23 protein-coding genes, 1 CRISPR repeat array and 1 riboswitch are annotated in these 25533 nt (G+C 69.5%); of the genes, 17 read left to right on the forward strand and 6 right to left on the reverse strand.

Annotated features, from left to right (window positions below; genetic code table 11):
• Positions 1-195: 195 nt before the first annotated feature.
• From HN013_RS21940 to HN013_RS21950, 3 genes are all read right to left on the reverse strand, one after another.
• Positions 196-744, reverse strand: coding sequence for a hypothetical protein (locus tag HN013_RS21940; RefSeq protein WP_171168822.1), 549 nt, complete (start codon positions 742-744; stop codon positions 196-198).
• A 59-nt stretch (positions 745-803) separates the two neighbouring features.
• Positions 804-1136: a hypothetical protein gene (locus HN013_RS21945; RefSeq protein ID WP_171168824.1), complete on the reverse strand. Its 333-nt coding sequence runs from the start codon at positions 1134-1136 to the stop codon at positions 804-806.
• A 184-nt stretch (positions 1137-1320) separates the two neighbouring features.
• On the reverse strand, positions 1321-1593 hold the full coding sequence (locus tag HN013_RS21950; protein ID WP_171168826.1) for a hypothetical protein: 273 nt from the start codon (positions 1591-1593) through the stop codon (positions 1321-1323).
• An 815-nt stretch (positions 1594-2408) separates the two neighbouring features.
• On the opposite strand from HN013_RS21950, the gene HN013_RS21955 reads away from it, so the two are divergent.
• The 3 genes from HN013_RS21955 to HN013_RS21965 all read left to right on the forward strand — a co-directional run bounded on the left by HN013_RS21955 (position 2409) and on the right by HN013_RS21965 (position 5337).
• Positions 2409-3179, forward strand: a complete 771-nt coding sequence (locus HN013_RS21955) for a hypothetical protein (RefSeq protein WP_171168828.1) — start codon at positions 2409-2411, stop codon at positions 3177-3179.
• 149 nt (positions 3180-3328) lie between these two features.
• The gene (locus HN013_RS21960) at positions 3329-4591 is read left to right on the forward strand and encodes a VWA domain-containing protein (RefSeq protein ID WP_171168830.1); all 1263 of its coding nucleotides are present in this window, start codon (positions 3329-3331) and stop codon (positions 4589-4591) included.
• Positions 4591-5337 carry a hypothetical protein gene (locus HN013_RS21965; RefSeq protein WP_171168832.1) on the forward strand — a complete coding sequence of 249 codons (747 nt, stop codon included), beginning with the start codon at positions 4591-4593 and terminating at the stop codon, positions 5335-5337. Before HN013_RS21960 ends, HN013_RS21965 begins: the two co-directional genes overlap by 1 nt.
• 86 nt (positions 5338-5423) lie before the next feature.
• On the opposite strand, the gene HN013_RS21970 is transcribed toward HN013_RS21965, so the two are convergent.
• Positions 5424-6386: a serine protease gene (locus tag HN013_RS21970; RefSeq protein WP_171168834.1), complete on the reverse strand. Its 963-nt coding sequence runs from the start codon at positions 6384-6386 to the stop codon at positions 5424-5426.
• A 369-nt stretch (positions 6387-6755) separates the two neighbouring features.
• On the opposite strand from HN013_RS21970, the gene HN013_RS21975 reads away from it, so the two are divergent.
• The 10 genes from HN013_RS21975 to HN013_RS22015 all read left to right on the forward strand — a co-directional run bounded on the left by HN013_RS21975 (position 6756) and on the right by HN013_RS22015 (position 16898).
• Complete coding sequence (locus HN013_RS21975; RefSeq protein ID WP_171168836.1) at positions 6756-7241, forward strand: helix-turn-helix domain-containing protein; 486 nt, start codon at positions 6756-6758, stop codon at positions 7239-7241.
• A complete protein-coding gene (locus tag HN013_RS21980; RefSeq protein WP_312018679.1) occupies positions 7238-7900 on the forward strand; it encodes a hypothetical protein in 663 nt (220 codons plus the stop codon). Before HN013_RS21975 ends, HN013_RS21980 begins: the two co-directional genes overlap by 4 nt.
• Positions 7893-9107: an MAB_1171c family putative transporter gene (locus HN013_RS21985; RefSeq protein ID WP_171168987.1), complete on the forward strand. Its 1215-nt coding sequence runs from the start codon at positions 7893-7895 to the stop codon at positions 9105-9107. The genes HN013_RS21980 and HN013_RS21985 overlap by 8 nt, the downstream gene beginning before the upstream one ends.
• 144 nt (positions 9108-9251) lie before the next feature.
• Positions 9252-10469, forward strand: coding sequence for a cytochrome P450 (locus HN013_RS21990; protein WP_171168838.1), 1218 nt, complete (start codon positions 9252-9254; stop codon positions 10467-10469).
• A 243-nt stretch (positions 10470-10712) separates the two neighbouring features.
• Positions 10713-10984: a CRISPR direct-repeat array (repeat unit 19 nt; unit sequence CGGCACACCCCCGCTCGCG).
• A 101-nt stretch (positions 10985-11085) separates the two neighbouring features.
• Positions 11086-12327, forward strand: coding sequence for a helix-turn-helix transcriptional regulator (locus HN013_RS21995; RefSeq protein WP_312018680.1), 1242 nt, complete (start codon positions 11086-11088; stop codon positions 12325-12327).
• 1041 nt (positions 12328-13368) lie between these two features.
• A complete protein-coding gene (locus HN013_RS33730; protein WP_283247650.1) occupies positions 13369-13497 on the forward strand; it encodes a hypothetical protein in 129 nt (42 codons plus the stop codon).
• A gap of 44 nt (positions 13498-13541) precedes the next feature.
• A complete protein-coding gene (locus HN013_RS22000; RefSeq protein WP_171168840.1) occupies positions 13542-14012 on the forward strand; it encodes an NUDIX domain-containing protein in 471 nt (156 codons plus the stop codon).
• Positions 14009-14977, forward strand: a complete 969-nt coding sequence (hemC, locus tag HN013_RS22005) for a hydroxymethylbilane synthase (RefSeq protein ID WP_171168842.1) — start codon at positions 14009-14011, stop codon at positions 14975-14977. Before HN013_RS22000 ends, hemC begins: the two co-directional genes overlap by 4 nt.
• 165 nt (positions 14978-15142) lie before the next feature.
• Complete coding sequence (locus HN013_RS22010; RefSeq protein WP_171168844.1) at positions 15143-16066, forward strand: radical SAM protein; 924 nt, start codon at positions 15143-15145, stop codon at positions 16064-16066.
• A gap of 19 nt (positions 16067-16085) precedes the next feature.
• Positions 16086-16898: a protein kinase gene (locus tag HN013_RS22015; protein WP_171168847.1), complete on the forward strand. Its 813-nt coding sequence runs from the start codon at positions 16086-16088 to the stop codon at positions 16896-16898.
• Positions 16899-17259: 361 nt separating this feature from the next.
• Here HN013_RS22015 and HN013_RS22020 read toward each other — a convergent pair whose 3' ends face one another.
• Together HN013_RS22020 and HN013_RS22025 are read right to left on the reverse strand one after the other, a co-directional pair.
• The gene (locus tag HN013_RS22020) at positions 17260-17850 is read right to left on the reverse strand and encodes a YIP1 family protein (protein WP_171168849.1); all 591 of its coding nucleotides are present in this window, start codon (positions 17848-17850) and stop codon (positions 17260-17262) included.
• Between the two features lie 97 nt (positions 17851-17947).
• Entirely contained in the window at positions 17948-19456 is a 1509-nt protein-coding gene (locus tag HN013_RS22025; protein ID WP_171168852.1) for an APC family permease, read from the reverse strand.
• A 269-nt stretch (positions 19457-19725) separates the two neighbouring features.
• Positions 19726-19955, forward strand: a riboswitch (cobalamin riboswitch).
• A 30-nt stretch (positions 19956-19985) separates the two neighbouring features.
• On the opposite strand from HN013_RS22025, the gene HN013_RS22030 reads away from it, so the two are divergent.
• The 4 genes from HN013_RS22030 to HN013_RS22045 all read left to right on the forward strand — a co-directional run bounded on the left by HN013_RS22030 (position 19986) and on the right by HN013_RS22045 (position 25444).
• On the forward strand, positions 19986-21182 hold the full coding sequence (locus HN013_RS22030) for a HoxN/HupN/NixA family nickel/cobalt transporter (protein ID WP_398980483.1): 1197 nt from the start codon (positions 19986-19988) through the stop codon (positions 21180-21182).
• Positions 21183-21273: 91 nt separating this feature from the next.
• Positions 21274-22119 (forward strand): class I SAM-dependent methyltransferase, encoded by an 846-nt coding sequence (locus tag HN013_RS22035; RefSeq protein WP_171168857.1) that lies wholly within the window; start codon positions 21274-21276, stop codon positions 22117-22119.
• 779 nt (positions 22120-22898) lie between these two features.
• On the forward strand, positions 22899-23330 hold the full coding sequence (locus HN013_RS22040; RefSeq protein ID WP_171168859.1) for a VOC family protein: 432 nt from the start codon (positions 22899-22901) through the stop codon (positions 23328-23330).
• Entirely contained in the window at positions 23327-25444 is a 2118-nt protein-coding gene (locus HN013_RS22045) for a PfkB family carbohydrate kinase (RefSeq protein WP_171168861.1), read from the forward strand. Before HN013_RS22040 ends, HN013_RS22045 begins: the two co-directional genes overlap by 4 nt.
• Positions 25445-25533 lie beyond the last annotated feature (89 nt).

Consider the following 25533-nt stretch of genomic DNA (forward strand, 5'->3'; position numbering starts at 1 on the left):
GGGAACGACGGCTCGAACTCCACGACGCCCTCGTCTCCCTGGCCTGCGGCCTCATCTGCTGGAGACGCCTCAACAACCGCAAACCATGATCCTGTTACGAGCTCATAGCCTCGATCGTTCATGAGTCCTCGTCGGTTCGCTGGCTGGGACTCATGAACGATCGAGGCTAGAGCTGAAGATGCATACGGGGTTGCTTCAGGCTGTGATTTTCCAGGATTTCGGTGAGTGGATCTGCAGATATCCTGTGCCGGGGATCCTCAGGTTACCGCGCAAATGGCCGATTCTGGGCAGCTCTCTTGTGCGTTTTCCGTCCGGCGATATATACATGATACGGCTGTCGTATGGATTGCCGTCGAACGAGTAGGTGATGTTCCTTGTCGCAGGGTCGCACATGAGGACATCGTGGACGTCTCCTGTGACTACACCGGACAGTGGGCGGGCGGAAGTGAGTGGAAGCCTCCTGAGGCGCCAGCCGGCAACGCCCGTAGAACCTTCTCTTCCTACATGTCGTACCAGGTGTACGTGCGTGTACTTGGGGTTCAGCATGAACCGGTGCTCTTCGTTGCCGTGAGTTCCCAGTATTGTCGGACCGTGCTCCTCCTCGCTCTCGGTTCTTCTTATGCCGCTGGCGTAGAACGAACTTGTCAGCCCGGACTTCAGTCCGAGAAGTGCCGGGACTCCCGGTTCCATGTCGAGCGGTATTTCACGATTTCGCCAGCCGCGCCATTTCGATTCGCCAGTCAACCGCGTCTCCCCTCTAGTGACACGGGGATCTTATAGGGTTTTGGGAATCTCGGCACCTATCAGTTGAAAAATTGGGCAATCGCCTGGTCCTGTGATGCGCCGAGCTCCGAGACGCGCGGCTCTTCTGTTTCGATTTCTTCATGCACGCGCATGCCCGGTCGCGGTACTGGCTCCGGGTACTCCAGCGGTTCCGTGTCCTCGTCGCTGTGGAGGGTGCCTGTCATCCAGTTGGCGACGGCCAGGTGGTCCACGGCCGCGGCGAGGAGGTGTTCGGCCGGTCCCCAGTCCGTGGCTTCGCCGTGGAGGTCGCGGTTGACCGCGCTGTCGCGTGGGAGGTGCTTGACGAGCACTGTGAGGCGGCGGGAGGAGAGTGCGCCGCGGTGCCAGTCCACGTGGGAAGTTCGAAGGTGTCGCTGTCGAGGGTGAAGGACCAGACACGGCCGTGGGCCTCCAGGCGCTGGGCGCGGGCGGCGTTGACGTCGAACGCGGGCATGGGTCGCTCCTTTGGACAGAAGGGAGACGGGGCGCCGCCGGCGGCGGCGCCCGTGGTCAGGTGGTTTCGGAGGGGCCGGGTGGTTACTTCGGCGGGGCCACCGCGTACGCCTTGTCCTTCATCAGCCACGTCGCCAGCGCCGCGCCGGGCTTCGGGGCGAGGGCTGTGAAGGTGACGCCCAGCCTCACAGCGCCCTTGCGGCTGAACTTGACGCCGTCCGTGCTGGTGTAGCCCAGGTCCCGCCAGGCGGGCCCCCATTCGACGGTGGTGTCGGCCGGGCCGTCGGTGCCGGCCTTGGCGACGAGGATGCGGCCGGTGCCGGCCACGCGGATCTCGCTCGGGTTCATTCCGGGCATGGGTTCTCCTTGGTGAGGTGACGGGAAAGGCCCCGCNGCCACACCGTCGTGCGGTAGCGGATCGCGCCCGGCCGGTTGTAGTCCGGGAACCAGCACACAAGCCGCCCAGATCCCTCGCCCACCCCATTCGGTGAATCCGAAACGGTGTGTAGCCCGCAATCTGCGAAGCGTCTTGCTTGAGCCGAGAAGACCTCTCTGGTCAGGCCAGGGACGTGGGACTGTCTTCGTCCGTCTCTGTTCGATCCCTCTGGTCAGAAACGAAGCAGGCTTCAGGGGCCGTCCATACTGGTGGCCGGAACATGCCTCGGTAGGGAATGCAGGATGCTGGGGCCCGTCGCTGTCGCGTTCGTGGCGGGCCTGCTGTCCGGCGCCGCGGCCCGGCCTCCGGTCTGCGCCCGGGACATGCCCCCGGCGAACTATCGCGCCAGTTGTCCCGGCTACAGCACTGTGCTCTTATCCCCTGGACACCGGGGCCGGCTGCTGCCGGTTCGGTGCGGGACCTGTCGGCGTCGCCTCGGCCCGGCGCCAGCCGTGCCTGAACTGCTGGCGGGAGTTGCCTTCGTCGCGATCGCGGCCACCGGCGCGACCAGTTTCACGGCCGCCGCCCACTACTGGCTCGCTGCCTTCGGTGTCGCTCTCGTCCTGATAGATAGCACCGTCGGCGCTTCCCCGACGTCTTTACCCTGCCCGCTTCCACCGGCACTCTCCTGCTACCCGGCGGGTGAGGCGTCGCCGACGGGGGAACGTAGGGTATGTGCCCTCGACACCGGCACGACCGGGAAGCCGGTACGAACAGAAAGCACGAGTGGCACCGAATGAATCGGAAGCACGGCATCGTGATGACCGCCGTCGGCATGGCGGCGGTCATGGGTCTCTCCGCCTGCGGCAGCAGCGAGAAGAAGTCCGACGACAAGAAGCCCGAGAAGTCGGCCTCGGCGAAGAACGAGGCCCAGGGCGGCGGTGGCCTGGAGAAGCTGTCCGGCAAGGAGATATCGGAGAAGGCCAAGCAGGAGCTCCGGAACGCCACCTCGCTGCGGTTCAAGATGAAGGGCGCCAAGGGGCCCGACGCGATGGACATCGACCTGGCGGTGGACAACAAGGGCAACTGCGCGGGCACGGTCACCTCGCCCACCACCGGCAGCGCCGAGGTGATCAAGCTCGGTGACCGGGTCTGGATGAAGGCCGACGAGAAGCTCTGGAAGTCGCAGGCCAACCCGCAGGTGGCCGAGCTCCTCAAGGGCCGTTACATCACCGGACCCACCAGCGACCCCAAGCTCAAGGGCATGACGAGCGCCTGCGACCTGGCGGCGATGCAGGCCAAGGTCGGCGACGAGAAGGAGTCCGGCGAGATCAAGAAGGGCGCGGCCACCACGCTCGACGGGCAGCCGGTCGTCCCGATCTCGTCGGACGGGACCACCATCAGCGTGGCCGCCGCCGGCAGGCCCTACCCGCTGAAGATCGACGACTCCAAGGACGGAAGCGTCGTCAGGCTGACGGACTGGAACAAGCCCGTGTCGGCGAAGGCCCCGCCGGCCGGCCAGACGATCGACATCACCAAGCTGCAGAAGTCGCAGCAGGGGCTGTGAGCACCTCCGGCTTAAGCCGACCGCGGGGTGGACCGAGGGCACCGGGACTTCCCGGTGCCCTCCTCGCGCTCCATGACGCCCCCGCGGTGCTCCCCGCTCCCGCAACTGCCGTTTTGAGTCGGCCGCCTGTGGGTCACTAGGATCTTCGGATGATCATCACAAGACGGCTGGCGGCGGGCGCCTGCGCTCTGCTCGCCGCACTGGCCGGGGGTGTCGTGCCGGCGCAGGCCGCCGACGGGCCCTCCAAGGATTCCCCGAAGGTCCAGCTGGTCCTCGACGTCAGCGGCTCGATGCGGGCCCGCGACATCGACGGCCAGTCCCGTATGGCCGCCGCCCAGCAGGCGTTCAACGAGGTCATCGACGCCACCCCGGAAGGGGTACGGCTCGGCATCCGCACCCTGGGCGCCCACTACCCCGGGGACGACAAGGCGACCGGCTGCAGGGACAGCAAGCAGGAGTACCCCGTAGGCCAGGTCGACCGGACCGAGGCCAAGGCGGCCGTCGCCGCCCTGCGTCCCACCGGCTGGACGCCCATCGGCTACGCGCTGCGCGGCGCCGACCAGGACCTGGGCACCGACGGCGGCACCCGCCGCATCGTGCTCATCACCGACGGCGAGGACTCCTGCGGACAGCCCGACCCGTGCGACGTGGCGCGTGAACTCGCCGCCAAGGGCACGCACTTGACCATCGACACGCTCGGCCTGGCGCACGACGACAAGACCCGCGAACAGCTCAGCTGCATCGCCGAGGCCACCGGTGGCACGTACACCACCGTGCGGCACACCAAGGAGCTCTCCGGCCGTATCAAGCAGCTCGTCCGCCGCTCCGAGACGCCCGTCGACGACACCCCCAAGCCCGCCCGGGGCGCCGACTCCTGTTCCGCCGCGCCCGAGATCGGCGCCGGGATCTGGACCGACCGGGAGACCTTCGGCGAGCACCGCTGGTACAAGGTCGAGGTCAAGCCGGGCCAGGAGCTGCGCGCTGCCGCGAGCGTCGGCGCCGACCGGCCGGTGGACCGGGACTACGGCGTCCTGGTCAGAGCCGTGGACGACGGCGGACAGGAGCTCGTACGCGGTTCGGACGCCGGCAGCGGGCGCACCGATGTGATGGCGTCCGGGCTGCGCTACCCGGTGGGCAAGGGCAAGAAGGGCGATGACAAGGAGGCCCGCACGGTCTGCCTGGAGGTCTCCCACTCCTTCTCCGCGCCCGCCTCCGTCAAGCGCGACCCCGGCCTCCCCGTCGAGCTGGCCGTCGACCTGGTGAAGTCCCCGGACAAGCCGTCCGACATGGCCGCCTTCGGTCTCGGCCGGGGCTGGGTGCTGCTCGCGGTCCTGGTCGTGACCGGGCTGGTCGCCGGTCTGCTGTGGGGCTGGCTGGCCCGCTGGCGCGTCTCGGTCTGGAGGGCCAACTGATGCGTAGGACAAGGATGCTGACCGCCGCGCTGCTGGCGGCCGCGGCGCTGTTCACCGCCTCCGGCGCCGCCGCGGCCGACGGCCCCACCGGCACCAAGGGCCAGAACGGCGACCCGACCGAGGCCGGGACGTCGTTCCGCACCGCCACGGCCGTCAAGCAGGACCAGAAGGCCACGGCCGACGGGACCACCGGCGACTACCTCTACTGGCAGTTCCCGGCCGGCGCCGGGCAGCGGCCCACCGCGAAGGCGACGGTCAAGCTGCCCGAGGCGAGCGCCCGGCACGGCGCGGCGACCTGGCAGCTGGACGTCTTCGACGGACTGCGCCGCCGCCAGGCGTGCGCGGAGGGCGAGCGGACGAAGCGGGTCTCCCCGCAGGACGCCACGGTGTCGCTCAGCTGCACCCTGCGCGTCGTGCGCCCCTACGCCGAGCGCTGGTCCAACGACCCGCTGCCCGGCGCGTACTACATCCGGCTGACCCTGGCCGACGGCCCCGACCAGGACATGGGCCTGCCCGTCCACGCCGAGGTCGAGGCGACGGCCGAGGACGCCGGCGGCAAGTACGCCGAGGGCGGCGAGCTGGGCGCGCCCCTGCACGCCGGGGCCGTCGCCGAGCCGGAGGACGGCTGGAACGGCAGCTGGTGGTCGGACCGCTGGCTGTGGACCGTGGGCGGCGCCGTCCTCGGCGCGCTCGCGGCCGTCGGCGGCTACACCCTGACCCGCCGCCCGCGCCGCGCGGCGCCGTAACGGCCCGCGCCGCCGCGCCGAAGGCCCCCGGGGAATCGATCCGCCCCGGGGGCCTTCGCCGTCGTCAGCCCGTCGGCGGCTCGCCGTCAGCCCGCCGGTGGTTCGCCGTGCACCGCGTCCAGGTACAGGTCGAGCAGGTCCTCGGTGAAGTACGAGCTGTAGGAGATGTCCGGGGTGTCGCCGCCCGTGTGGTAGCCCCCGATGACCCCGATCAGCGTGTACCCGCGGACACCCCGCACCAGGAACGGCCCGCCCGAGGTCCCGCCGACGTACCCGGCGCAGGGGATCTCCAGGAAGTCGCCGGGTGCCTTGGGGTCCGTACTCGTGTAACGGCGGGTGCTGGAACGGCAGTCGAGCGGCTTGGGGTACTTGGCGTCGCTGCTGCCCGGGTAGCCGATGAGCCGGACGTCCGCGTGCCGGTAGCCGGGGTGGAAGGCGATGTCGAAACCGCCCGTCGCGCGCTCGACCGCGGTGCCGTCCTGGCGGTCGCCGAGCCGGACGACGGTGTAGTCCCAGCGGGCGCCGCCGTCGGTGCCCAGGTCGTAGTAGCGCTGGTCGATGTAGATCGCCTCGACCGGGAAGACGCCGTGCGGCTTGAGCCCGTCGTGGTACTGGGGCACGAACGACAGCTGCTTCTTGGGGTCCGGGCGGCGCAGGCAGTGTGCCGCGCTCACCACCAGGTCGTGGTACGGACTGCGGACCACCGTGCCGCCGCAGAACCGGCCCTGGCCCTGGCCGTCGGTCCAGAAGAAGGTGCCCACCTGGGGCACCCCGTCGAAGGGCTTGCTCGGTGGGACGGGGGCGGCAGGTGCGGTGGGGACGGTTGGGGCGCCGGGCACCCCGTCCACAGCGTCCCCGGTGGCTTCCGCCGCGCGGCGCCCGGCGGCGGCCGGGAGGGCGGCGGCCATCCGTTCGGCGGTCCAGTAGGCGTCGGCCGCCATGGCCAGGGCGCGCTGTCCGGGGTCGGCGGAGGCCGGTCCCGCGGGGGTGACGGCCGTGGGGCCGAGGAGGAGGGCGACGAGAGCGGTGACGGCGAGGGGTCTGCGCATGGGCGGGTTCCTCTCCGGTGCGCGTGGGCACATACGAGGTGAGCGTGTCATCCTCCACCGGGCGGGAGGGGGGTGGCGAGAGGCGGACGCGACAGGATTCACCAGGACGCCGGAACCCCGCCACCGGCCGGAGAGAACCCTCCCACCGGCCGGGGAGAACCCTCCCACCGGCCGGGGAGAACCCTCCCACCGGCCGGAATACGCTCCCTGACCCGTCATCAACCAACGGTTAAGTCCGTCATCCGCTCGTAACCCGGAACGGGCTAGTGCTCCGCCTCCGCGCGTGACAGGATGCCCATCGCGACCCCATCGGGCTTAACCACCCGTGAGGCGGTCGTGCGGAACAGGGCACGGGGAACGGGGGGACACATGGCGGTCAGGGGGGACAGAGCGACGGGAGACACCGGCAGTCCGCTCGCCGGACGGCTCAACTACCTGTTCGCCAACATGCATCCACCGGGCGCGCCGTACACCAACGCGCACGTCGCGGAGGAGATCAGCCGGGGCACGGAGGAGTACGGCGGGGTGACGCTCACCGAGCAGTACCTGTCGATGCTGCGCAACGGAAAACGCGCCAACCCCAGCCCGGACGTGCTGCGGGCCCTGGCGAAGTTCTTCGCCGTGCCGGTCGGCTATCTGATGGGTGACCTGTCCGCGCCGCAGACCGCCCGGGTGGAGGAGGAGGTCCGCTTCCTCGTCGCCATGCGGGACCAGCGGGTACGGGCCATCGCCCTGCGCTCGGTGGGCCTGCCGCCCGAGGTGCAGGACAGCCTGACCACCATCATCTCCCAGTTCCGGCAGCAGATGAACCTGCCGTCGGACCCGCCCACCGCGGGAGGTGAGGGGCACTCGTGACCGTCGTGGCGGACGACCGGCCCTTCACCTACTGGCGGCGTACCGAGGACGAGGACGGTGCAGTGATGCGCGTGGGGCGGATCCGCCGCCGGTGCAAGCAGCTCATCGCCGAGCTCGCGCTGCCGGCGGCCACCGATCTGCGCGGCCTGTGCGACGTCGTCGCCCTCCGCGTGGGCCGGCCCATCCACCTCGTACCGATGAGCCTCGACGGCGTCGTCTCCGGCATGACCGCCACCACCGACGACGGCTACTGGATCGTCCACGAGCTCAAGACCTCGCCCTGGCACCAGGTCCACATCGTGCTGCACGAGCTCGGCCACCTCCTGCTCGGCCACGACCAGGACCCGGCCGTCACGGAGGACGCGCTCAAGGTGTGGACGCCGTCCGTCGACGTGGCCACCGCCATGCGCCGGATGGGCCTCACCATGGGCCTCGCCCGCCACCACTGCTACGACAACCTCACCGAGCGCGAGACCGAGATCCTCGGCACCCTCCTCATGGAGAAGGTGGTGCCGCCCCCGCCCGGTCAGGAACAGCCGCTGGAGGGACCGGCCGCCGAACTGGCCGCCTCCCTCGGACCCGCCCTCCAGCACGTCCGCAGGGCCCGGGACGGCGAGGAAGGCGGCGCGGACCACCGGGAGGGCGGTGCCGGTGTTTGACGCCCTCTACCTCACCTTCTCGGCCATCACCTGGGTCATCGTCGGCTACAAGGCCCGCGCCTGGTTCCGCGACCGGCGCAACACCGACCTCGGCCTGACCGCGCTGATGACCGCCGGCGTGCCCGTCGTCTTCCTGTTCTCCGCGCCGAGCGTCTACCGCGCCTTCGACCGGCTGACCGGCGTGGCCAACCTCGCGATGGTCTTCCTCTACTCGGCCGTCGTCCTGTTCGCCTCCGGCGCCTCCGTGCTGCTGCTCCGCTGGACCAGCCGCGGCGACGCGGCCGCCCACGCCCGCGCCGTCACCCGCTCGTGGACCGCGGTGGCCGTCGTGGCCGTGGCCTGGACGGCCGCCATCGTCTGCTTCGCGCTCGGCCGCCCCGACGCCGTCGAGCACCCCCGGGACTTCAGCACCGCCTACGCCGACGCACCCGGCGTGGTCGCCTTCCTGACGCTGTACCTGGCCATCTTCGGCGCCGCCCTCGCCGGACTCGGCACCCTGTGCCCGCGCTACGCCGCCACCCTCGGCCCCTCCTGGCTCTCCAAGGGCCTGCGGACGCTCGCCGCCGGCTGCTGGCTCGGCCTGGTCTACTGCGCCTGCAAACTGGCCGGCTTCGTCCTGAGCTGGGCCGGTCACGAGGTCTACTGGCTGTCCAACGGCGTGGCCCCGATGAGTGCCTCCGTCGCCGCGCTGCTCGTCCTGCTCGGCTTCTCCCTGCCCGCCGTCGGCCCCCGCGCGACCGCCTGGCGCCGGCTGCGCCGCCTCCACCCGCTGTGGGAGGAGGTCACCGCGCACGTCCCCGAGGTCACCATCGGCACACCCCGCTGGACGGGCCGCTGGCCGCTGGCCGACCTCGAATGGCGCGCCAACCGGCAGATGGCCGAGATCCGCGACATCCAGCGCGGCGTCCGCCGCCACGTCGAGCCCGCCACCCTGGAGGCAGCCCACCGCCGGGCGAGCGCCGCCGCGCTCGACGAGCGACGGGTCGCCGCGGTGGTCGAGGCGGCGGCGCTCCGCCGCGGCCTGGCCAACCAGGCGACCGGCCACGTCCCCGTCCCGCACGCCGACAGCGTCGTGGTGACCGTCAGCTCCGATCCCGCCGCCGAGCACGAGCACCTCGCGCTCGTCGCCGACGTCTTCCACGACGAACTGGTCGACGCCGTCCTCACCGAGTTACGGGAGGCCGGCGCGGCGCGCCGGCCCCACTGAGGACGCACGACCCCACACACGTGGCGGCCATGGACGGGGGTCACGGCCGCCCGCGGCGCGGGCCGGCGCCGGTGCCCGTATTCACGGGACCGATGCCGGCCCGCGCCGAACTCCCCCCTCCCGTCACGCCCTAGGGTCGGACGCATGCGACCCATCGACGTGCAACCGCTCATCGCCGACCCGCACGGCACCTACGCCGCCCTCCGCGAAGCCGCCCCCGTGCACCGCGTCCCCGGCTCCGACGGCAACCCCGCCTGGCTGGTGACCCGTTACGAGGACGTCCGCCGGGCGCTCGCCGACCCTCGGCTCTCGCTGGACAAGCGGAACGCCAAGCCCGGCAACTACGCCGGCTTCTCGCTGCCTCCGGCCCTTGAGGCCAACCTGCTCAACATGGACCCGCCGGACCACACCCGCGTCCGTCGCCTGGTCGTCAAGGCGTTCACACCCGGGAGGGTGGAGAAGCTCAGGGCGCCGGTGCGCCGCCTCGCGGACGCGTTGCTGGACGCCATCGAACCGTCGGGTACGGCAGACCTGCTGACCGCCTACGCCGGCCCGCTGCCCATCACCGTCATGTGCGACCTGCTCGGTGTCCCGCAGGACGACCGCCCCGACTTCCGGGCCTGGACGGACGCCCTGATCACACCGGACCCGGCCCGCCCGGAGCAGACGCGGGACGCGGTGGGCCACATGATCCGCTTCTTCACCGGCCTCCTCGCCGCGAAGCGCGCCGAGCCCGCCGACGACCTGCTCTCCGACCTCGTCGCCGTCCGCGACGACGAGCCGGGCACGGACGGCGACCGCCTCACCGAGGACGAGCTGACCTCGCTCGCCTTCCTGCTCCTCTTCGCCGGGTACGAGAACACCGTCCACCTGATCGCCAACTCGGTTCTCGCCCTCCTGGACCACCCCGAGCAGCTTCACACCCTACGAAAGAATCCGGACGGTCTCACAGCGGCCGTGGAGGAGCTGAACCGCTGGGACGGCCCCGCAACCCTCGCCATCCGCCGCTTCCCCCTGGAGGACATCGAGATCGGCGGCACCACCGTCCCCGCAGGCGAAACCGTCCTCCTCTCCCTCATCTCCGCCAACCGAGACCCCCACCGCTTCCCCCAAGCCCACCACCTTGACCTGCAACGCAGCCCCTCCGGCCACCTCGCCCTCGGCCACGGCATCCACTACTGCCTCGGCGCCCCCCTGGGCCGGATGGAGACCGAAATCGCCCTTGCCGCGCTCCTCGAACGCTTCGATCATCTGGAACTCGCCGTTCCGAGAGACCAACTGAAGTGGCGTCCGACCATCCGCGCACGTGGCTTGATTTCGCTCCCCGTGCGCTGGTCCACGCCAAGCCGAACAGGTTTTTGATGCATAACCCATCCTTGATGAGGTAGAACTGTCTTCGAGCCCGCCCGGTGTGCATCCCCCGTCGCACCGGGCGGGCCTTTGCGCGCCCGGTCCCTGAGACTGGTGCGCCGGGGGAGTGGGCGCGGCCGGCGGCCCACCGTCACGGCATCGACCGGATCCGCCCGCGCCGCGAGCGGCGCGAGGGCACAGCAACGGCTCCCGCGGGGACCACACCGGCTCATGGGCCTGCACAATGTGTACGGGCGGCACACCCCCGCTTGCGGGGGGACCACTTGAGGACCAGGCCGACGAAGTTCAGGAGCAGCGGCACACTCCCGCTCGCGGGGGGCCACGTGTTTCCGTGCCGGTACGTCAGGCTGATCATCGGCACACCCCCGCTCGCGCGGGGACCCCGACGAGATGCGTGCGGTGAATCGTGATCTGCCCGGCACACCCCCGCTCGCGCGGGGAGCCCAAGGCCGATGCTGCCAGCGTGCCCACGGGATCCGGCACACCCCCGCTCGCGCGGGGACCCGGCTGTGCCAGTTGGGCCCTGCGGGCCCTGGGCTTCTCTGTGAACCTGGTCCAGGCGAAGGGTACGTTCAGGGTGAGCGACCGTGAAACGGAGTGATCAACCGTGCAGTGGAGTGACTACACCAACGGCGAGCGTATCAAGATTCTCCGAGGCAGGGACGTCAACCAGGTCGCCCTAGCGGAGATGACGGGTCTGTCGATCGCCACCATCCAGAAGGCTGAGCAGGACAAGCAGCTGTCCTTGAACACCCTCATGCAGATCGCTGATGCACTCGGCGTAGACACCTCTGTCGTCCTGGGGCAGCAGGCTCCCCGGCGGGCAATGGTTCAGTCGGACCGCACGATGTTGCGGACACTCTCTCAGACCGTGCACGACACCGCGGCCGGCCTGTTGCCCGACTCCGTAGCCGCGGACGAGGCAGAGGCGATTCAGGCTGCGATTGATCGATGCTGGCGCCGGTACTGGAAGGGGCATTACACCCAAGCCGGGGCATTTGTGGTGCCGATCCTCACTCAGGCCGCCGCCTACCTGCGTGAACAGCCCGTGGGGGGCCAGGGTGAAGCGTGGGGACTCATCGCTGACACGTACCGGCTGGCCGCATACGTAGCCAACCTCATGGGTGCAAGGGACCTGGCCTACGCCGCAATTGGCCACGCGCAACAGGCCGCAGAGCAGTCTGGGGACGAGTTGCAGCCCGCGTTGGTGGCGTCCGGACGGGCATGGGTCTACCTCCGTGATGCTCGACTGGACGACGCGCTTCACCTGGCTGAGAAGGCTGCGGCGGACATCGAGCCAAGGTTCTCCACAGCGACCATGGAACAGCTCACCGTCTATGGATCACACATCAATTTCGCGGCGGTCGTGGCCAGCCGCAAGGATGACAAAGACCTGGTCAAGGGCTACCTGTCCCAGGCGACCGCGACGGGCGCCCGCATGGGAACGGAACACCGGGCCCGAGGAACGCTCTACGGGCCCGTAACGGCGGACACACAGGCTGTGGGCATTGCCGTAGCCCTCGGGCAGACCGGGAAGGCATTGGACCTAATTCGGGACATTCCGGAGGCTCAACTTGCGGTGCTCACCGATGCCGCCCGCAACCGCTACGCGATGGACAAGGCCATGGCTCAGGCCGATGCCCGCCTCTGGGATGCCTCCCTTGACACCCTGGAGCAGGCATTGGTCGCGGCCCCTGTGTGGGCCCGGCATCAAGCCCTGCCCAGTGTGATCGTTCAGAAGGTTGGGCGGGCGTCAACTGCGCGAGTGCGCCGGGTATCGGCCCTCCTTGGCGTGCGTCCTGGTTTTGATTCCGGTTTCGCGCATGCAACGAGCAAGACCGCCTTGTAGAGACCAGGGCAGGGGACTCGTACGCCTCGTACGAGTCTCGTAAGTTTGAGGTTCAACAGTCGCCGGGGCCAGGTGAGTTGAGGCCGAACTGTTTGTCCGAGTCGCACGACTGAGCTCTTCATGCCTCGTCGAGGGCGGGGCACGGTATGGCCCATGAATCGAACCTCCAGATCGCGGCGAAACCGTCTGGCCTCTGCGGCTAGCGGTTTCCCCGAGCGTGAGGCAGTTGTCCTCTACGCCTGCATTCACGACGGGCGTGACCCCACGGGGGCAATGGCCGACCTTCGCCGACACGCCGAGGTCCGGGACTGGGTCGTGCGGGGCGCCTTTTATGACCAGTGCGCCCTCACCCGCGTCCCGACGGACAGAATGTCCTGGCCCGAGGTGGAGCGGTTGCTCCGGGCCAAGGAGGTCGGGGGGCTCGTCGCTCGGTCCGAGGACGAGATTGCCTTCCTCCCCCCGGCGAAGCAGCGCCTCCGGGAGTGGCTTTGGTCCCTCCGTGCCTTCGCCCGGTACACCGGTGACTCGACCCAGAAGGCTGGGACGGGGAGCGCCTAATGACGTACCAATTCGGTCGGTTGCTCAAGGACGCCCAGACCGGAGAATTCTGCACGGTCGTGCAGGACGAGGGGTCGAAGGTCAAGGTCCGCCCCTTCGGGGGTGACGGCTCGTGCCGGTCGTGTCCGAAGTTCCGGTTGGTGGAGCCGACCGACGCCGAGCGGCGCCGCCTCGGGTTAAGCCCACTCGGGAGCGGCCGATGAGTGCCGAGTCGAACCAGCAGCGTTCCCGCCTGACCCTGCGTGTCTCCCGGGACAACGGGAGGTCGTTCGGTCCTGCGGTGACGTACGACCTGCGTACGGACCGGCCGGCTGACGCGCCGCTGCGATTCCCGCCCTGTTCCTGCTCCTCCTGTCGCAAGGCGACCCAATGATCAAATTCCAATGCACCCCGTTTGCCTGGGCGCACACCAGCGGCCCGAGGATGTGGCCCCTGCCCGACCTGCCGTGCCCAGAGTGCGACATCCGGGCGGCTGGACTCAAAGTGGTTGAGGTTGAGTTGAGGGCCGCGGAGCGGGCCGAGGACGGATACCGCATCGCCGTCCTGCATCACGACTACGACCAGCGATCGGCCGCCCTCAGGCAGCACCGCAGCGACCACCCGCCGCAGTGAGACGCCCGTGGGGGGTGCCGCTTTCTAAGCGAGACTGGAGAGGCATGGCTGACGTCTCAGGGAAGCCGATAACCGCATCAGTGATGATCACGAACCCCCGCGGACACCTGCTCATCGTCCTCCCCGCCCGGGGTGACGGTCAGTGGGTGTTGCCCGGCGGCATCGTCGAGGAGCACGAATCGCCGCTTGAGGCGGCCCGCAGGGAGGTCCACGAAGAGCTGAACCTTCAGTTCGGCGACCGGATTTCCGAACTGGTATCCGTCGAGTGGTTGCAGGCCACACGTCCCGGCCGCCGCGATCGTCTGGCGCTCGTGTACGCCAGCCCGCAGATTCGGCCGGACGAGGAGGAACGGATCCGTCTCGACCACGCCGAGATCACCATGTGGCGGTGGATGTCCGTCACGGACCTGGTGCTGCTGCACCCACGCGTCGCCGCGCGCATCGCAGCGTGGCTTCAGTGCCCCGGCACCGTTACGTACCAAGAGACATGGAACTCGAAGGAGACCTTACGATGAGCGATTTTCCGCAACGGACGCTACGGATCGGCACGCGCAGCTCTCCCATGGCTCTGGCCCAGGTCGAACAGGTCACGGCCCTGTTGCGCAAGCACGAACCGGATCTCCGCATCGAGGTCGTACCGGTCACCACTGAGGCGGACCGGTGGCAGGGGGACTTGGCCCAGCTCGGTGGGAAAGGGCTGTACGTCAAGGAAATCGACCAGAAGCTCCTGCGCGGCGAAGTGGACATGGCCGTGCACTGCATCAAGGATGTCCCGGGTGACCGCCCGCTTCCGAAGGGTCTGCACTTCGCTGCGGTCCTACCCCGGGACGACGTGCAGGACGTGTTGCTTTTCCCGGAGGGGTCCGACCGTCAGACGCTCGATGACCTGCCGCCCGGCACCACCGTGGGGTCGTCGGCGGTCCGGCGGAAGGCGCAGATCAACCGCGTCCGCCCGGACCTTCACGTGGTGCGGGTCCGCGGAGCCGTGGGCTCCCGTATCGAGAAACTGGACGGCAAGCGGGAGAGCCACACCCGCCTTGACGCGATGATCCTCGCGACGTCCGGCCTCGCACGTCTAGGCCTGTCCCACCGCGCCAGGCAGGTCTTTACGCTGGACGAGATGCTTCCTGCCGTCGGCGCCGGCGCCCTCGCCTTGCAGTGTCGCCTGAACGACTTGGCGACTAACGAACTGCTGTACCCGCTCACTGACGAAAAGACGTGGGCGGAAATCACAGCGGAGCGCGCGATGTTGCATGGCCTCCGCGGGCACTGCAACAGCCCCATCGCCGGGCACTGCACCACTGAGCCGGACGGCCAACTGTCGCTGCGCGGGATGGTGTTCTCGCGGGACGGCTCGAAGTTCGTCCACGCCCACTACTGGTGCGAGCTGCGCAACGACCCGGCCACGCTCGGAGCGCGGGTGTGCGCGGAGCTCCTGCGACAGGGCGCCCGGGACATCATTTCAGGCATCCCTCACTGATATCCCTGTCTCCCACCCTTCAAGGCCCAGAGGCAGGCGGGCACCAAACGCCCGTCCGGCTGGCTCGTGGCTGAACTCCGGCCGGACGGGTGCACTATCACCCCATCGCATGGCGGCGCAGAAGCGTCTCTGTGCCGGTACACACCAACAGGTGAAGGGCAAACCGTGATAGTTGAAGCGTTAACAGGCAGGCAAACCGCCACGCGCTTTCTGTGGCTGGACCTGACACGGAAGTGCCAACTCTCCTGCACGCATTGCTACAACACGTCGGGTCCGCAGGGCACCCACGGCACCATGTCCCGTGAGGACTGGGTCAGCGTCCTCGACCAGGCCGCCGCTGCTGGCGTCCGCGCCGTCCAGTTCATCGGCGGAGAGCCGACGATGCACCCCGCCTTCGCGGACCTGGTGGACCGTGCCCTGACCGTCGGCCTGAACGTCGAGGTGTACAGCAACCTCGTGCACGTCACGCCGGCGTGCTGGAAGCTGTTTCAACGCGAGGGATGTTCCCTGGCAACGTCGTACTACTCGGCCGAAGCGTCGGAGCACAACAAGGTCACCGGACGCCGGAGTCATGCCAGGACGCGAGCCAACATCGTCAAGGCGCTCGAACTCGGCGTCCCAATTCGAGTCGGCATCGTCGGGAACGACGAGCAGACGATCGAGGCTGCGAGGGCCGACTTGAGGTCGATCGGTGTCAGCTGGATCGGAATTGACCGCATCCGCGAGTTCGGACGGGCCTGCGGTGGTCAGAAGCACGACGCGGCCAACTTGTGCGGCGGGTGCGGCGACGGCAGGGCCGTCGTCGACCCGACCGGCACCGTCGCGCCGTGTGTTTTCTCCACCTGGATGGGTGTCGGAAACGTCCGCGAGGACTCGCTGACCTCTATCCTGAACGGTCCCGCCCTGGGGGGTGCCGTTGACTCCCTCCGAGAGGTCTGGGGCTGGGGGAAGAAGGACAAGGACAACGACGGCGGCCAGAGCAGGCCGTGCGGTCCTGACTGCGTCCCGAAGAACCCGTGCGACCCGAGGTGCGAGCCGAACGACGCGTGCCGTCCGGGAACGCCAACTACTTGCCAACCCAGGGTCTAGGTGGTCGAGAGGAACTGCTTTGACCGAACTGCCTGACGGACACTTCCGAGAGTTGATCCGCCCGCACACGGGCGAAGTCACTCAGGTGCACGTTCCGAAGCAGGGGTTCACTACGGAATTCGCTGCGGTCATCGACAGCGAGAAGGGATCGTTCTTCGTCAAGGCCATGTTCAACCGGCCGGGAGGACGACGGGACTCCATCCTTCGGGAGCGAGCGATCAACCCGTACGTGCAGTCGCTCTCACCAAGCGTGCTGTGGAGCGTTGACGGAGACGATGCCGGGTGGATCATTCTCGGGTTCCAAGTCATCGACACGCGCAGCCTGGATTTCCAGCCGGGCTCGCCGGATCTCCCCATCGCCGTTGACCTTCTCAACCGGGCCGCGTCCGTGACGTTGCCTGATGTCGCACGGGACTGGCGGGAAGACCGGCGCGACCCCTACGTGATCAGCGAGGAGGAGCGGGCGTACTTCCGTGGTGACGCGCTGCTGCACACCGACATCAACCCATCCAACATGCGGGTGGGGGATGCGGGCTCATGGCTGATCGACTGGTCATGGCCCACACGCGGGGCGGCGTTCATCGATCCGGCCTGTTTCGTCGTGCAACTCATCTCCGCTGGCCACAGTCCGGCTTCTGCTGAGGGGTGGGCGGCCCACTGCACCGCGTGGGCGACCGCGGACCCGAAGGCGATCGACGTGTTCGCTGCGGCGGACCTGCGGATGCACCGGGCCGTTGCCGCCCAGCGCCCCGAGGAGGCGTGGCTCGCGGCTCTGGCGGAGGCGGCTCAGGCATGGGCGGATCACCGGGGGGTCGCGGAAGCGAGGCAGTGAGGGAGTAGAGCCCCGGCAGCCAGCCGGGGCGGAACACCCCCGCCTGCGCGGGGACCACCCTTGATGGCCTCGCGTGTTAGACGGGCTTTGCTTGTGCTTGACGGTTGTTCGGCGGTGTCACAGGTTCATGGTAGGCGTAGCGGCGGCACGCCATAGCTCAGGTCGGTGATGGCCGATGCCGGGGACACACGCAGCGCCCTCGCCCCTCCGCTCCCGCACGCTCGGAGACGCAGCCGGAGATGGCAGCCGGCAGGTTCGCCCCGGGCGTCGGGTGCTTCGCCGGGTGCGCAGGGGATGGCTGAAGGCGCGCCGCCCGCCCGGCGGCCCGCCTAGCGGGGAGCCGCCGGGCAAGGTCGCCCCCTCAGCCGCTGCCCGGGGGGAACTTCAGCAGGGCGACCGCCGCGAGCATCTGGACGCTGACGGCCGCGACCGCCTTGCGGGTCGGGAGGTGGTGTTGGCCGCGGATGAGGAGGGTGGCGAGGGCGCAGCCGAAGGCGGCGGTGGCGGAGGCGGTGGCGCGGACGGGGATGGAGGCGGTGGGGAGGCAGGTGTCGAGGGCCAGGCGGGGGAGGTCGGTGGTCCAGAAGACGAGGACGAAGAGGCTGGCCGTCGGGCCGGGGCGGCCGTTGCCGCCGAGTCTGCGGGCGATGGCGTGGGTGACGAGGCCCAGCAGCAGGCTGGCGAGCAGGACGACGCCGGAGCTGATGGCCATCGCCTCCAGGGCGAGGGCCGGGCTCACGTCCCACTGGGCCCAGAAGGAGTCCTTGGCCAGGGTTCCCAGCGCTCCGCAGAGCAGGCAGAGGAACATGGCGGCCCCCCAGACGCTCCGGTCCCGGGCCTCGTCGAGCACTTCGACGGGTCGGTACCAGAGCCCGAATATGAGCCGGTGCCAGAGCAGCTTGCGGCGCCCGGCGTCCGGAGGGCGGGGGGCGGTCGTGGTGGTCAGGGGCATGGATGCCGTTCTATCACCGTGCGGGCCGGATGCCCGAGTCCGGGCGGTGGGGGACCGGTTCGACGTGGCATGCGCCGGACCGTTCCCCCACGGGTCGTCAGGCGGGCGTGGGCTCCACGGGGCCGGCGTCGGCGTCCGGGTCGGGTGCGGCGTCGCGGCCGGGGTCCTCGGCGGCGGGCGGCAGGAAGTCCTCGCTGATCTCGCGGGGTCCGAACGGCCAGACGCGTTCGTGCCGTGCCCACACCAGGAAGGCCAGACAGCCCGCGCCGAACCAGGCGAGCGACCACTCGATGGGGTGGCGGCCGGGTGAATTGCGGTCGGCGTAGCCGTAGATGACGAGCCATCCGACGAGGGCGACGAGGCTGGGCAGTGGGTAGAGCCACATCCGGTAGGGCCGCCGCAGGGTCGGCTGGCGGCGGCGCAGCACGGTCACGGCGGCGATCTGGCCCAGTGCCTGGACGAGCACCATGACCGTGGTCAGCAGCTGGATCAGTGTGGCCAGGTCGGTGTGACGGCCGATCATGAAGCCCACACAGCCGATCGCCCCCATGGCCAGCAGACCCAGCATCGGGAAGCGGTGGCGCGGGTGCAGGGTGCCGAACTGGCGGAAGAACACCTTCTCCCGTGCCGCGTTGTAGGGGATCCGGGAGGCGCCGAGGAGACCTGTGAAGACCGAGGCCAGGGCGGTGACGAGGATGAGTACGGTGACGGCGTTGGCGGCGCCCTCCCCCCAGGTCCGTTCCAGTACGGCGGAGGCGACGGAGGACGAGGCGACGTTGTTCTCGTCGAGCATGTCCTTCCAGTCGATGACCCCCAGGGTGCCGATCTGCAGCAGCAGGTAGATGGTCATGATGCCGAGGATGGAGTAGATGATGGAGCGCGGGATGACACGGCCGGGGTTCTTGATCTCGGCGCCCATGTAGGCGGTGGTGCTGTACCCGCCGTAGTCGTAGATGCCGATGGTCAGTCCGGCAGCGAAGCCGATCCAGAATCCGTGGTCGCCGATGTCGAAGGCGTGCGACGGGTAGGTGAACGCCCGGTCCGGGCTGAAGTGGGTGAAGGCGGCGAGGATCACCAGCGCCACGGAGGCGATCATCACGCACCAGAGGACGGCCGTGATCCGGCCCATCTTCTCCACCCGGCCCCACAGCAGGGCGACGACGAGCACGATGAGCCCCAGCCCCGTCAGGTCTCCCTGCGTCTGGGTCATATCGGGCCACAGGTAGCCCAGGTACTGGACGAAGCCGATGACGCCGCTGGCCATGGCCAGCGGGACGTAGAGCATGGCCGTCCAGACGAACAGGAACGGCATCAGCCGGCCCGTGCGGTACTGGAAGGCCTGCCGGAGGTAGACGTAACTGCCGCCCGCGCCGGGCATGGAGGCGCCCAGTTCGGCCCAGACCAGGCCGTCCGCGAGCGCGAGCACCGCCCCCGCGAGGAAGCCGATGACGGCCTGTGGACCGCCGAAGGCGGCGACCATGAGCGGGATGGTGACGAAGGGGCCGATTCCGCACATCTGGCTCATATTGATGGCGGTGGCCTGGAACAGCCCGATGCGGCGGACGAATCCGACCTGCCCGTCCGGCTCGTTCGCTCTGTCTGCCATGGCGGTCAACCTCTCGTCGTCGTCCCCTGCACTCGTACACCGGCCCGCCCGGCCCGTCCATCACCCCGGACGGGTCGTGGCGGCACGGCGGGACGGTCATCGCCCGATCGGCGCACGGGAGTTGGGCCCCGCGGGGACGGCCGGGGTGATGGGTGACTCTGGCGGGGTGCTCGGGGCCGAGTCAAGACCCGTGACGCGTGGTGCGGGTGTGTGACGCGGGACAGGACATGACAATCGTCACTCTCGGTGCATTGGCACTGGCAGGAGCGCTACAGTGACCCGGCCGTGGTGTTCGGGAAGACCGGTGCAGGACCCCTCTCGACCGGGGGGATCCGATTCCGGAGCGGCCCTCGCCACTGTGATCGGGGAGTTACCGTCCCGTTCCACCCGCCCCGTCCGGGCGCGTGGAGCCACTGGCCGCAGCCGGCTGCCGGGAAGGCAGGGGCGGGCGCGAACGAACCCGTCAGCCAGGAGACCGGCCACGGCATCTCACGAAATGATCCACGAGGTGCTGGAGCGTGATCCTCAGATGACCCTGCCCCCCACCGATGCGCCGGGCGGTCCCACCGGCGTGCCGGGCGGTTCCGCCAACGCGCCGGGCGGTCCCACCCATACGTCAGGCGGCCCCGGCGGAGCGGTGCCGGCCACCTTCCGCTGGCGCCGCCAGGACACGGTGCGGACCGCCGGCCTGCTGGCCGTCATAGCCGCCCTGCACGTCGTGGCCTTCGGCGTGCTCTTCCTGCTCGTCGTCCCGAGCCACTACGAAGTGGGCTCCAAGGTCTACGGCGTCGGGCTCGGCGTCACCGCCTACACCCTCGGCATGCGGCACGCCTTCGACGCCGACCACATCGCCGCCATCGACAACACCACCCGCAAGCTGATGGCCGACGGCAAGCGCCCGGTCTCCGTCGGCTTCTGGTTCGCGCTCGGCCACTCCAGCGTCGTGGTCGCCATGGCCGCGCTGGTGGCAGGCGGCACGCATGTCGCCGGAACGCTGCTGAACGAGGACTCGACCACCCACCAGACCCTCGGTGTCGTCGGCACCACCGTCTCGGGCGGCTTCCTCTACCTCATCGCCGCCCTCAACCTCGTCGCCCTCGCCGGCATCCTGCGCATCTTCCGTTCCATGCGCGAAGGCCGGTACGACGAGGCGGAGCTGGAGAAGCAGCTCGACTCGCGCGGTTTTATGAACCGGATTCTCGGCCGGTTCACCCGCTCCATCAGCCGGCCCGGCCAGATGTACCCGCTGGGCTTCCTCTTCGGCCTGGGCTTCGACACCGCCACCGAGGTCACCCTGATGGTCATGGCGGGGAGCGGCGCCGCCGCGGGTCTGCCCTGGTACGCGATCCTCTGCCTGCCGCTGCTGTTCGCCGCCGGCATGAGCCTCTTCGACACCCTCGACGGCACGTTCATGAACTTCGCCTATCAGTGGGCGTTCTCCAACCCCGTCCGCAAGGTCTACTACAACCTCACCATCACCGGCCTGTCGATCGCCGTCGCCTTCCTCATCGGCACCATCGAACTGGTCGGCGTCCTGCACGAGAAGCTCGAACTGGACGACGCGGTCACCGGCTGGATCGCCGACCTGAATCTGGACAACGTCGGCTTCGTCATCGTCGGCCTGTTCGTGGTGGTCTGGGCGGCCGCCCTCGCGTACTGGCGCCTCGCCAAGGTCGAGCAGCGCTGGGCGGCCCGCGGGACGTCGGCCCCGGCGACGGAGGGCTGACGGCGGTCCGATTTCCACAACGGCCGGGCCGGGTGCGGTCACCAGGACTACCGTGAGGTGACCGCGCCCACCCCCCAGGTCAGGAGGCCCGTTGGACCGCGAAAAGATCACTCTGACCGGTGTCCCGGAAACCCTTCTCGCCACCCTCCACGCGCGAGCCCTCGACAGCCGGTCGCGCCACCCCCTCCTGCACGACGACACGTCCGCCGAGACCGTCCGGCGCGTCGACTACGACTTCCGCAGAACCGGCATCACATCCGTGAACGCGGCCGGCGTCGCCCTGCGCGCCCGCTGCCTGGACGACTGGACGGCCCAGTACCTGGACGAGCACCCCCGCACCACCGTCCTGCACCTGGCCTGCGGACTGGACACCCGGGCGCACCGCCTCGCCCCGCCCCCGGAGGTCCGCTGGATCGACGTCGACCTCCCCGAGGTCGTCGCCCTCCGCGAACGGCTCCTGCCGCGCCCCGGCGGCGACTACCGGACCCTCGGCACCTCGGTGACCGCCGACGACTGGCTGGAGGGGCTCCCCGCCGACCGGCCCGTGGTGGCCGTGTTCGAAGGCCTCTCCATGTACCTGCGGCCGGCAGAGGGCGAACGCCTGATCCGGCGGGTCACCTCCCACTTCCCCGGCGGCCGGCTCCTCTTCGACTGTTTCAACGGCCTGGGCATCCGTATGCAGTGGCTGGTGCCCGTCCTGCGCAGGACCGGGGCGGTCGTGCACTGGGGCATCGACGACCCCCGCTCCCTGGAACGCCTGCACCCCGGGCTCACCTGCCTCGACATCGTCCGGGGCTGCGACCTGCCCGCCGTCCGCCATATTCCGCCGCGCGCCCGGCTGGAGGCTCGCCTGACGTCCCATGTCCCGTGGCTGCGGGACGTGTTCCGGATGGTGCGGTACGAGTTCCCTGCGGCAGACGTGGAAGGCATGCCCTAGCGACCCCGGCCGCGTGACGGCAGCCGCCCGGCGACACCGCCCGACGGCCGCTGCCTCCGGCTGGTCGAGGCCGAACGGGAGGTCCGAGCGATCCGGGCGGCGACCGAACAGCAAGCACCCTCGGCAAGTTGACAACGCCCTGCCCCGATGTCGGTGAGTGTGGTGGCCACTTGGCGGTCGACCCGGCCGCTGATCAGTGCGGGACGCCCTTCGCCCTCCCGCGAATCCTCGTCCTCTCGCGCAGCCACCGTGACCGTGTCGAAATATCCGCCCCAGTCGTACGGCAATGGGTCGAAGGGGTTGACATGAATGGCGCCGCACCGGAGGATTTTCACCTGTGCAAGACCGGATCAAGAGTTTTACGACAACGCCATCGTCCTGCGGCTGACGCAGAAAAGACGCTCTTTTTTGCGCCAAGGCCGATTCCCAGTCCCCTCTCCCTTCCTCAAGGCCTAGGGGCAAGTCCCCGACGCCAGTTCGAAATTCGCCCCACCGCTTTTATCGAACACGGGTACGGCTGAATCCGGTCTGCCTTCGCGTATCAGCACCGTGCCGGCCCGGCAGCACCCGGGGTATCGCAGCGGCAGCCGACGGATCCGTACAGCCGCCGCACTGCTCGCAGCACCTCACGGATCGCCGTCTGTCCACTCCGGCCGGCCTGTGACCGGAGGGCGTCCTGGATTCTGCGAAACCGGATTCCGCGAAACCGGATTCCGTGAAAGCGGATGTGGCCGAATCGGGCGGCGGAACCGCCATCACTCCTGAAGGAGGATCACGGCTTGGAAAGCGAATTACAGGACCGTGTGTCCACAGCCACGTCGGTCACCGCCTTCGACCACATCAGGCTGGACGTAGCAGACATCGACGTCGCCGAGCGATTTTATGCCGACGCACTCGGCCTGTCCAGCGTCGTACGCTACGAACTGGCCGATCGCGTCATCCTGCAAATGGCCCCGGGTGGCAGGCCGGCAGGTGTGGAACTGTGGCAGGAACGAGATCTCGTGCCGCACCCGCATCCCACTCACCACGTCGCGTTCCGCGTCGCCGACGTTCCGGCATTGGTCGAACACATTCGCGCCCTCGGCTACCGAGTCGTCACCGAGCCATACCGAATCGAGCAAGAGACGGTGGCGTTCGTGGCCGACCCGGATCGCCACACCATTGAACTCAACGACTTCCTGGGACGCCCGGCAGCAGGAGCACCGGCATGACGGCCGACACCTCGACCGCTGCGGGCTACCTGAACCAACTCACCACAGCCCTGAGCGAGATGGACCTGCCCCGGGTCACGGACTGGGGATCGCGGCTGGCCCGGCTGTGCGGCGACGGTCGGCGTCTGCTGGTGGCCGGCAACGGCGGGTCCGCGGCGCAGGCCCAACACCTGACGGCCGAGCTGGTGGGTCGATTCCAGACGGAACGCCCTCCGATGTCCGCGTTGGCGCTGCACGCCGAGACGTCTTCGGTCACGGCGATCAGCAACGACTACGGTTACGAGCACGTCTTCGCCCGGCAGGTCCGGGCACACGCGCGACCGGGCGACACTGTGCTGCTCCTGTCCGGCTCCGGTCGCAGCCCCAACGTGCTGCGCGCCGCGGAGGCCGCGCGCGAGGTCGGCGCGGTGACCTGGGCGTTGACGGGACCGGCACCCAATCCGTTGGCAGCGCTGGCGGACGAGGCGGTGACGGTGTCGGCACAGGCGATATCCACGGTGCAGGAATGCCACCTTGTGGTCATCCACCTGATGTGTGCTGCCATGGACGCCGCCCTCGCCATGGACGCCACCGCCATGGACGCCACCGCCACGGACACCGTCGGTGCCGCCCCGTCGATGTCGATACCGCCACCTCCGTCCACCTCGTCACCGGAGCCGGTGACGGAACGCCGGCCGGCCGCGGCACGCGGAGTCCGCCCGAACCTGGTGGTGGTCGGCGACGCGTTCCTCGACCATGACCACCTCGGCCGTGTGGAGCGGGTCGCCTCGGACGAGCCGGCTCTGGTCGTGGCCGGTGGCACCACGCACATGCGCCCCGGTGGTGCCGCACTGGCCGCTGTGCTGAGCGCGGGACAGGGCCACCCGGTCACCCTCGTCACCGCGCTCGGCCAGGACGCGGTCGGCGACCAACTGCGCACGCTGCTGGACGAAGCGCGAGTCGAGCTGATCGATCTCGGGCTGGACGGCCCGACCGCGGTGAAGACGCGGATCCGCGCCGCCGGGCGCACCCTGATGATGCTGGACGAGCACGACGTCTGCCCGCCGGTCGGACGGGAGGGCGAAACGGCACTGGCCGCGGCACGGCGCGCGTTGACGGCAGCCGGCGGCGTCCTGGTGTCGGACTACGGTCGAGGCGTCGCCGCGCACACCGACGTGCGTGCCGCACTGACCGAGGCCGCCCGGCGAGCTCCGTTGGTCTGGGACCCGCATCCGCGCGGCGCGGCTCCGGTCCCCCATACGGCTGTTGTGACGCCGAACAGCCGAGAAGCCCGGGTGATCGCCTCCCTCGCGGGCAGCGACCTATTGTCCGACGACGTCGAAGCGGCACGTGCGGTATGGCGCGCATGGGGGCCGGTCCAGGTGGCGCTCACCCGGCACGAGCACGGTGCCGTCCTGCTCACCGACGCGGATCTGCCGCCGCTGGTCGTGCCCACGAAGGTCGCCGCAGGACGGAAGGCCGACCCCTGTGGTGCCGGCGACTTCTTCGCCGGTCACCTCGCCGCCATGCTGGCCTGCGGCCGGCTGCCCAGCGAGGCGGTGGCATCGGCGGTGCGGGCGGCGTCGGCGTACGTCGCGGCGGGTGGGCCCAGGTCCTTGGGCAACCCGCCCGACGGCGGTTCACCGATGACCGGGCTCTCGGGCCCCGGGCCCGCGGCGGCCGCTCACGGAGCGGTCGAGCTCGCCGACGCGGTCCGTGCCAGGGGCGGCACCGTGGTCGCCGCCGGCGGGTGTTTCGACCTGTTGCACGTCGGGCACATCCAACTGCTCGAACAGGCGCGCCAACTGGGTGACTGCCTGATCGTCTGCCTGAACAGCGACGACTCGTTGTCCCGGCTGAAAGGCCCGTCGCGCCCCATCGTACCGGCGGCACAACGCGCTCTCGTGCTCGAAGCACTCGCTTCCGTGGACGCCGTTCTGGTGTTTGACGAGGACACCCCCGAGGCGGCCATACGCGCGCTGAGACCCGCGATCTGGGTCAAGGGCGGCGACTACTCGGGACTGGAAATCCCCGAGAACGAGCTGGTCGGCTCCCTTGGCGGACGAACCGTGGTCGTACCCTTCGTCGTCGGCTGGTCGACGTCGTCGCTGATCGAGTCGGCACGGACGGTGTGATGGCGAGACTGCACGCACGGTGGATGTCGCCGTGCCACCACCCCAGCCATGCCGAAAGCGCGTCGGCCGGGGCGCGGAACAAGCCGATC

The sequence above is a fragment of the Streptomyces sp. I05A-00742 genome, from assembly GCF_013055795.1.
Lineage (GTDB): Bacteria > Actinomycetota > Actinomycetes > Streptomycetales > Streptomycetaceae > Streptomyces.

What these genes read in the sequence shown, in the direction of transcription:
- HN013_RS22025 (WP_171168852.1), bottom strand. Translation starts at nt 19,456, where the DNA reads ATGGCAGACAGAGCGAACGAGCCGGACGGGCAGGTCGGATTCGTCCGC.
- HN013_RS21965 (WP_171168832.1), top strand. Translation starts at nt 4,591, where the DNA reads ATGCGTAGGACAAGGATGCTGACCGCCGCGCTGCTGGCGGCCGCGGCG.
- hemC (WP_171168842.1), top strand. Translation starts at nt 14,009, where the DNA reads ATGAGCGATTTTCCGCAACGGACGCTACGGATCGGCACGCGCAGCTCT.
- HN013_RS21960 (WP_171168830.1), top strand. Translation starts at nt 3,329, where the DNA reads ATGATCATCACAAGACGGCTGGCGGCGGGCGCCTGCGCTCTGCTCGCC.
- HN013_RS22000 (WP_171168840.1), top strand. Translation starts at nt 13,542, where the DNA reads ATGGCTGACGTCTCAGGGAAGCCGATAACCGCATCAGTGATGATCACG.
- HN013_RS22030 (WP_398980483.1), top strand. Translation starts at nt 19,986, where the DNA reads ATGACCCTGCCCCCCACCGATGCGCCGGGCGGTCCCACCGGCGTGCCG.
- HN013_RS21955 (WP_171168828.1), top strand. Translation starts at nt 2,409, where the DNA reads ATGAATCGGAAGCACGGCATCGTGATGACCGCCGTCGGCATGGCGGCG.
- HN013_RS22020 (WP_171168849.1), bottom strand. Translation starts at nt 17,850, where the DNA reads ATGCCCCTGACCACCACGACCGCCCCCCGCCCTCCGGACGCCGGGCGC.
- HN013_RS21975 (WP_171168836.1), top strand. Translation starts at nt 6,756, where the DNA reads ATGGCGGTCAGGGGGGACAGAGCGACGGGAGACACCGGCAGTCCGCTC.
- HN013_RS21950 (WP_171168826.1), bottom strand. Translation starts at nt 1,593, where the DNA reads ATGCCCGGAATGAACCCGAGCGAGATCCGCGTGGCCGGCACCGGCCGC.
- HN013_RS22045 (WP_171168861.1), top strand. Translation starts at nt 23,327, where the DNA reads ATGACGGCCGACACCTCGACCGCTGCGGGCTACCTGAACCAACTCACC.
- HN013_RS21990 (WP_171168838.1), top strand. Translation starts at nt 9,252, where the DNA reads ATGCGACCCATCGACGTGCAACCGCTCATCGCCGACCCGCACGGCACC.
- HN013_RS21970 (WP_171168834.1), bottom strand. Translation starts at nt 6,386, where the DNA reads ATGCGCAGACCCCTCGCCGTCACCGCTCTCGTCGCCCTCCTCCTCGGC.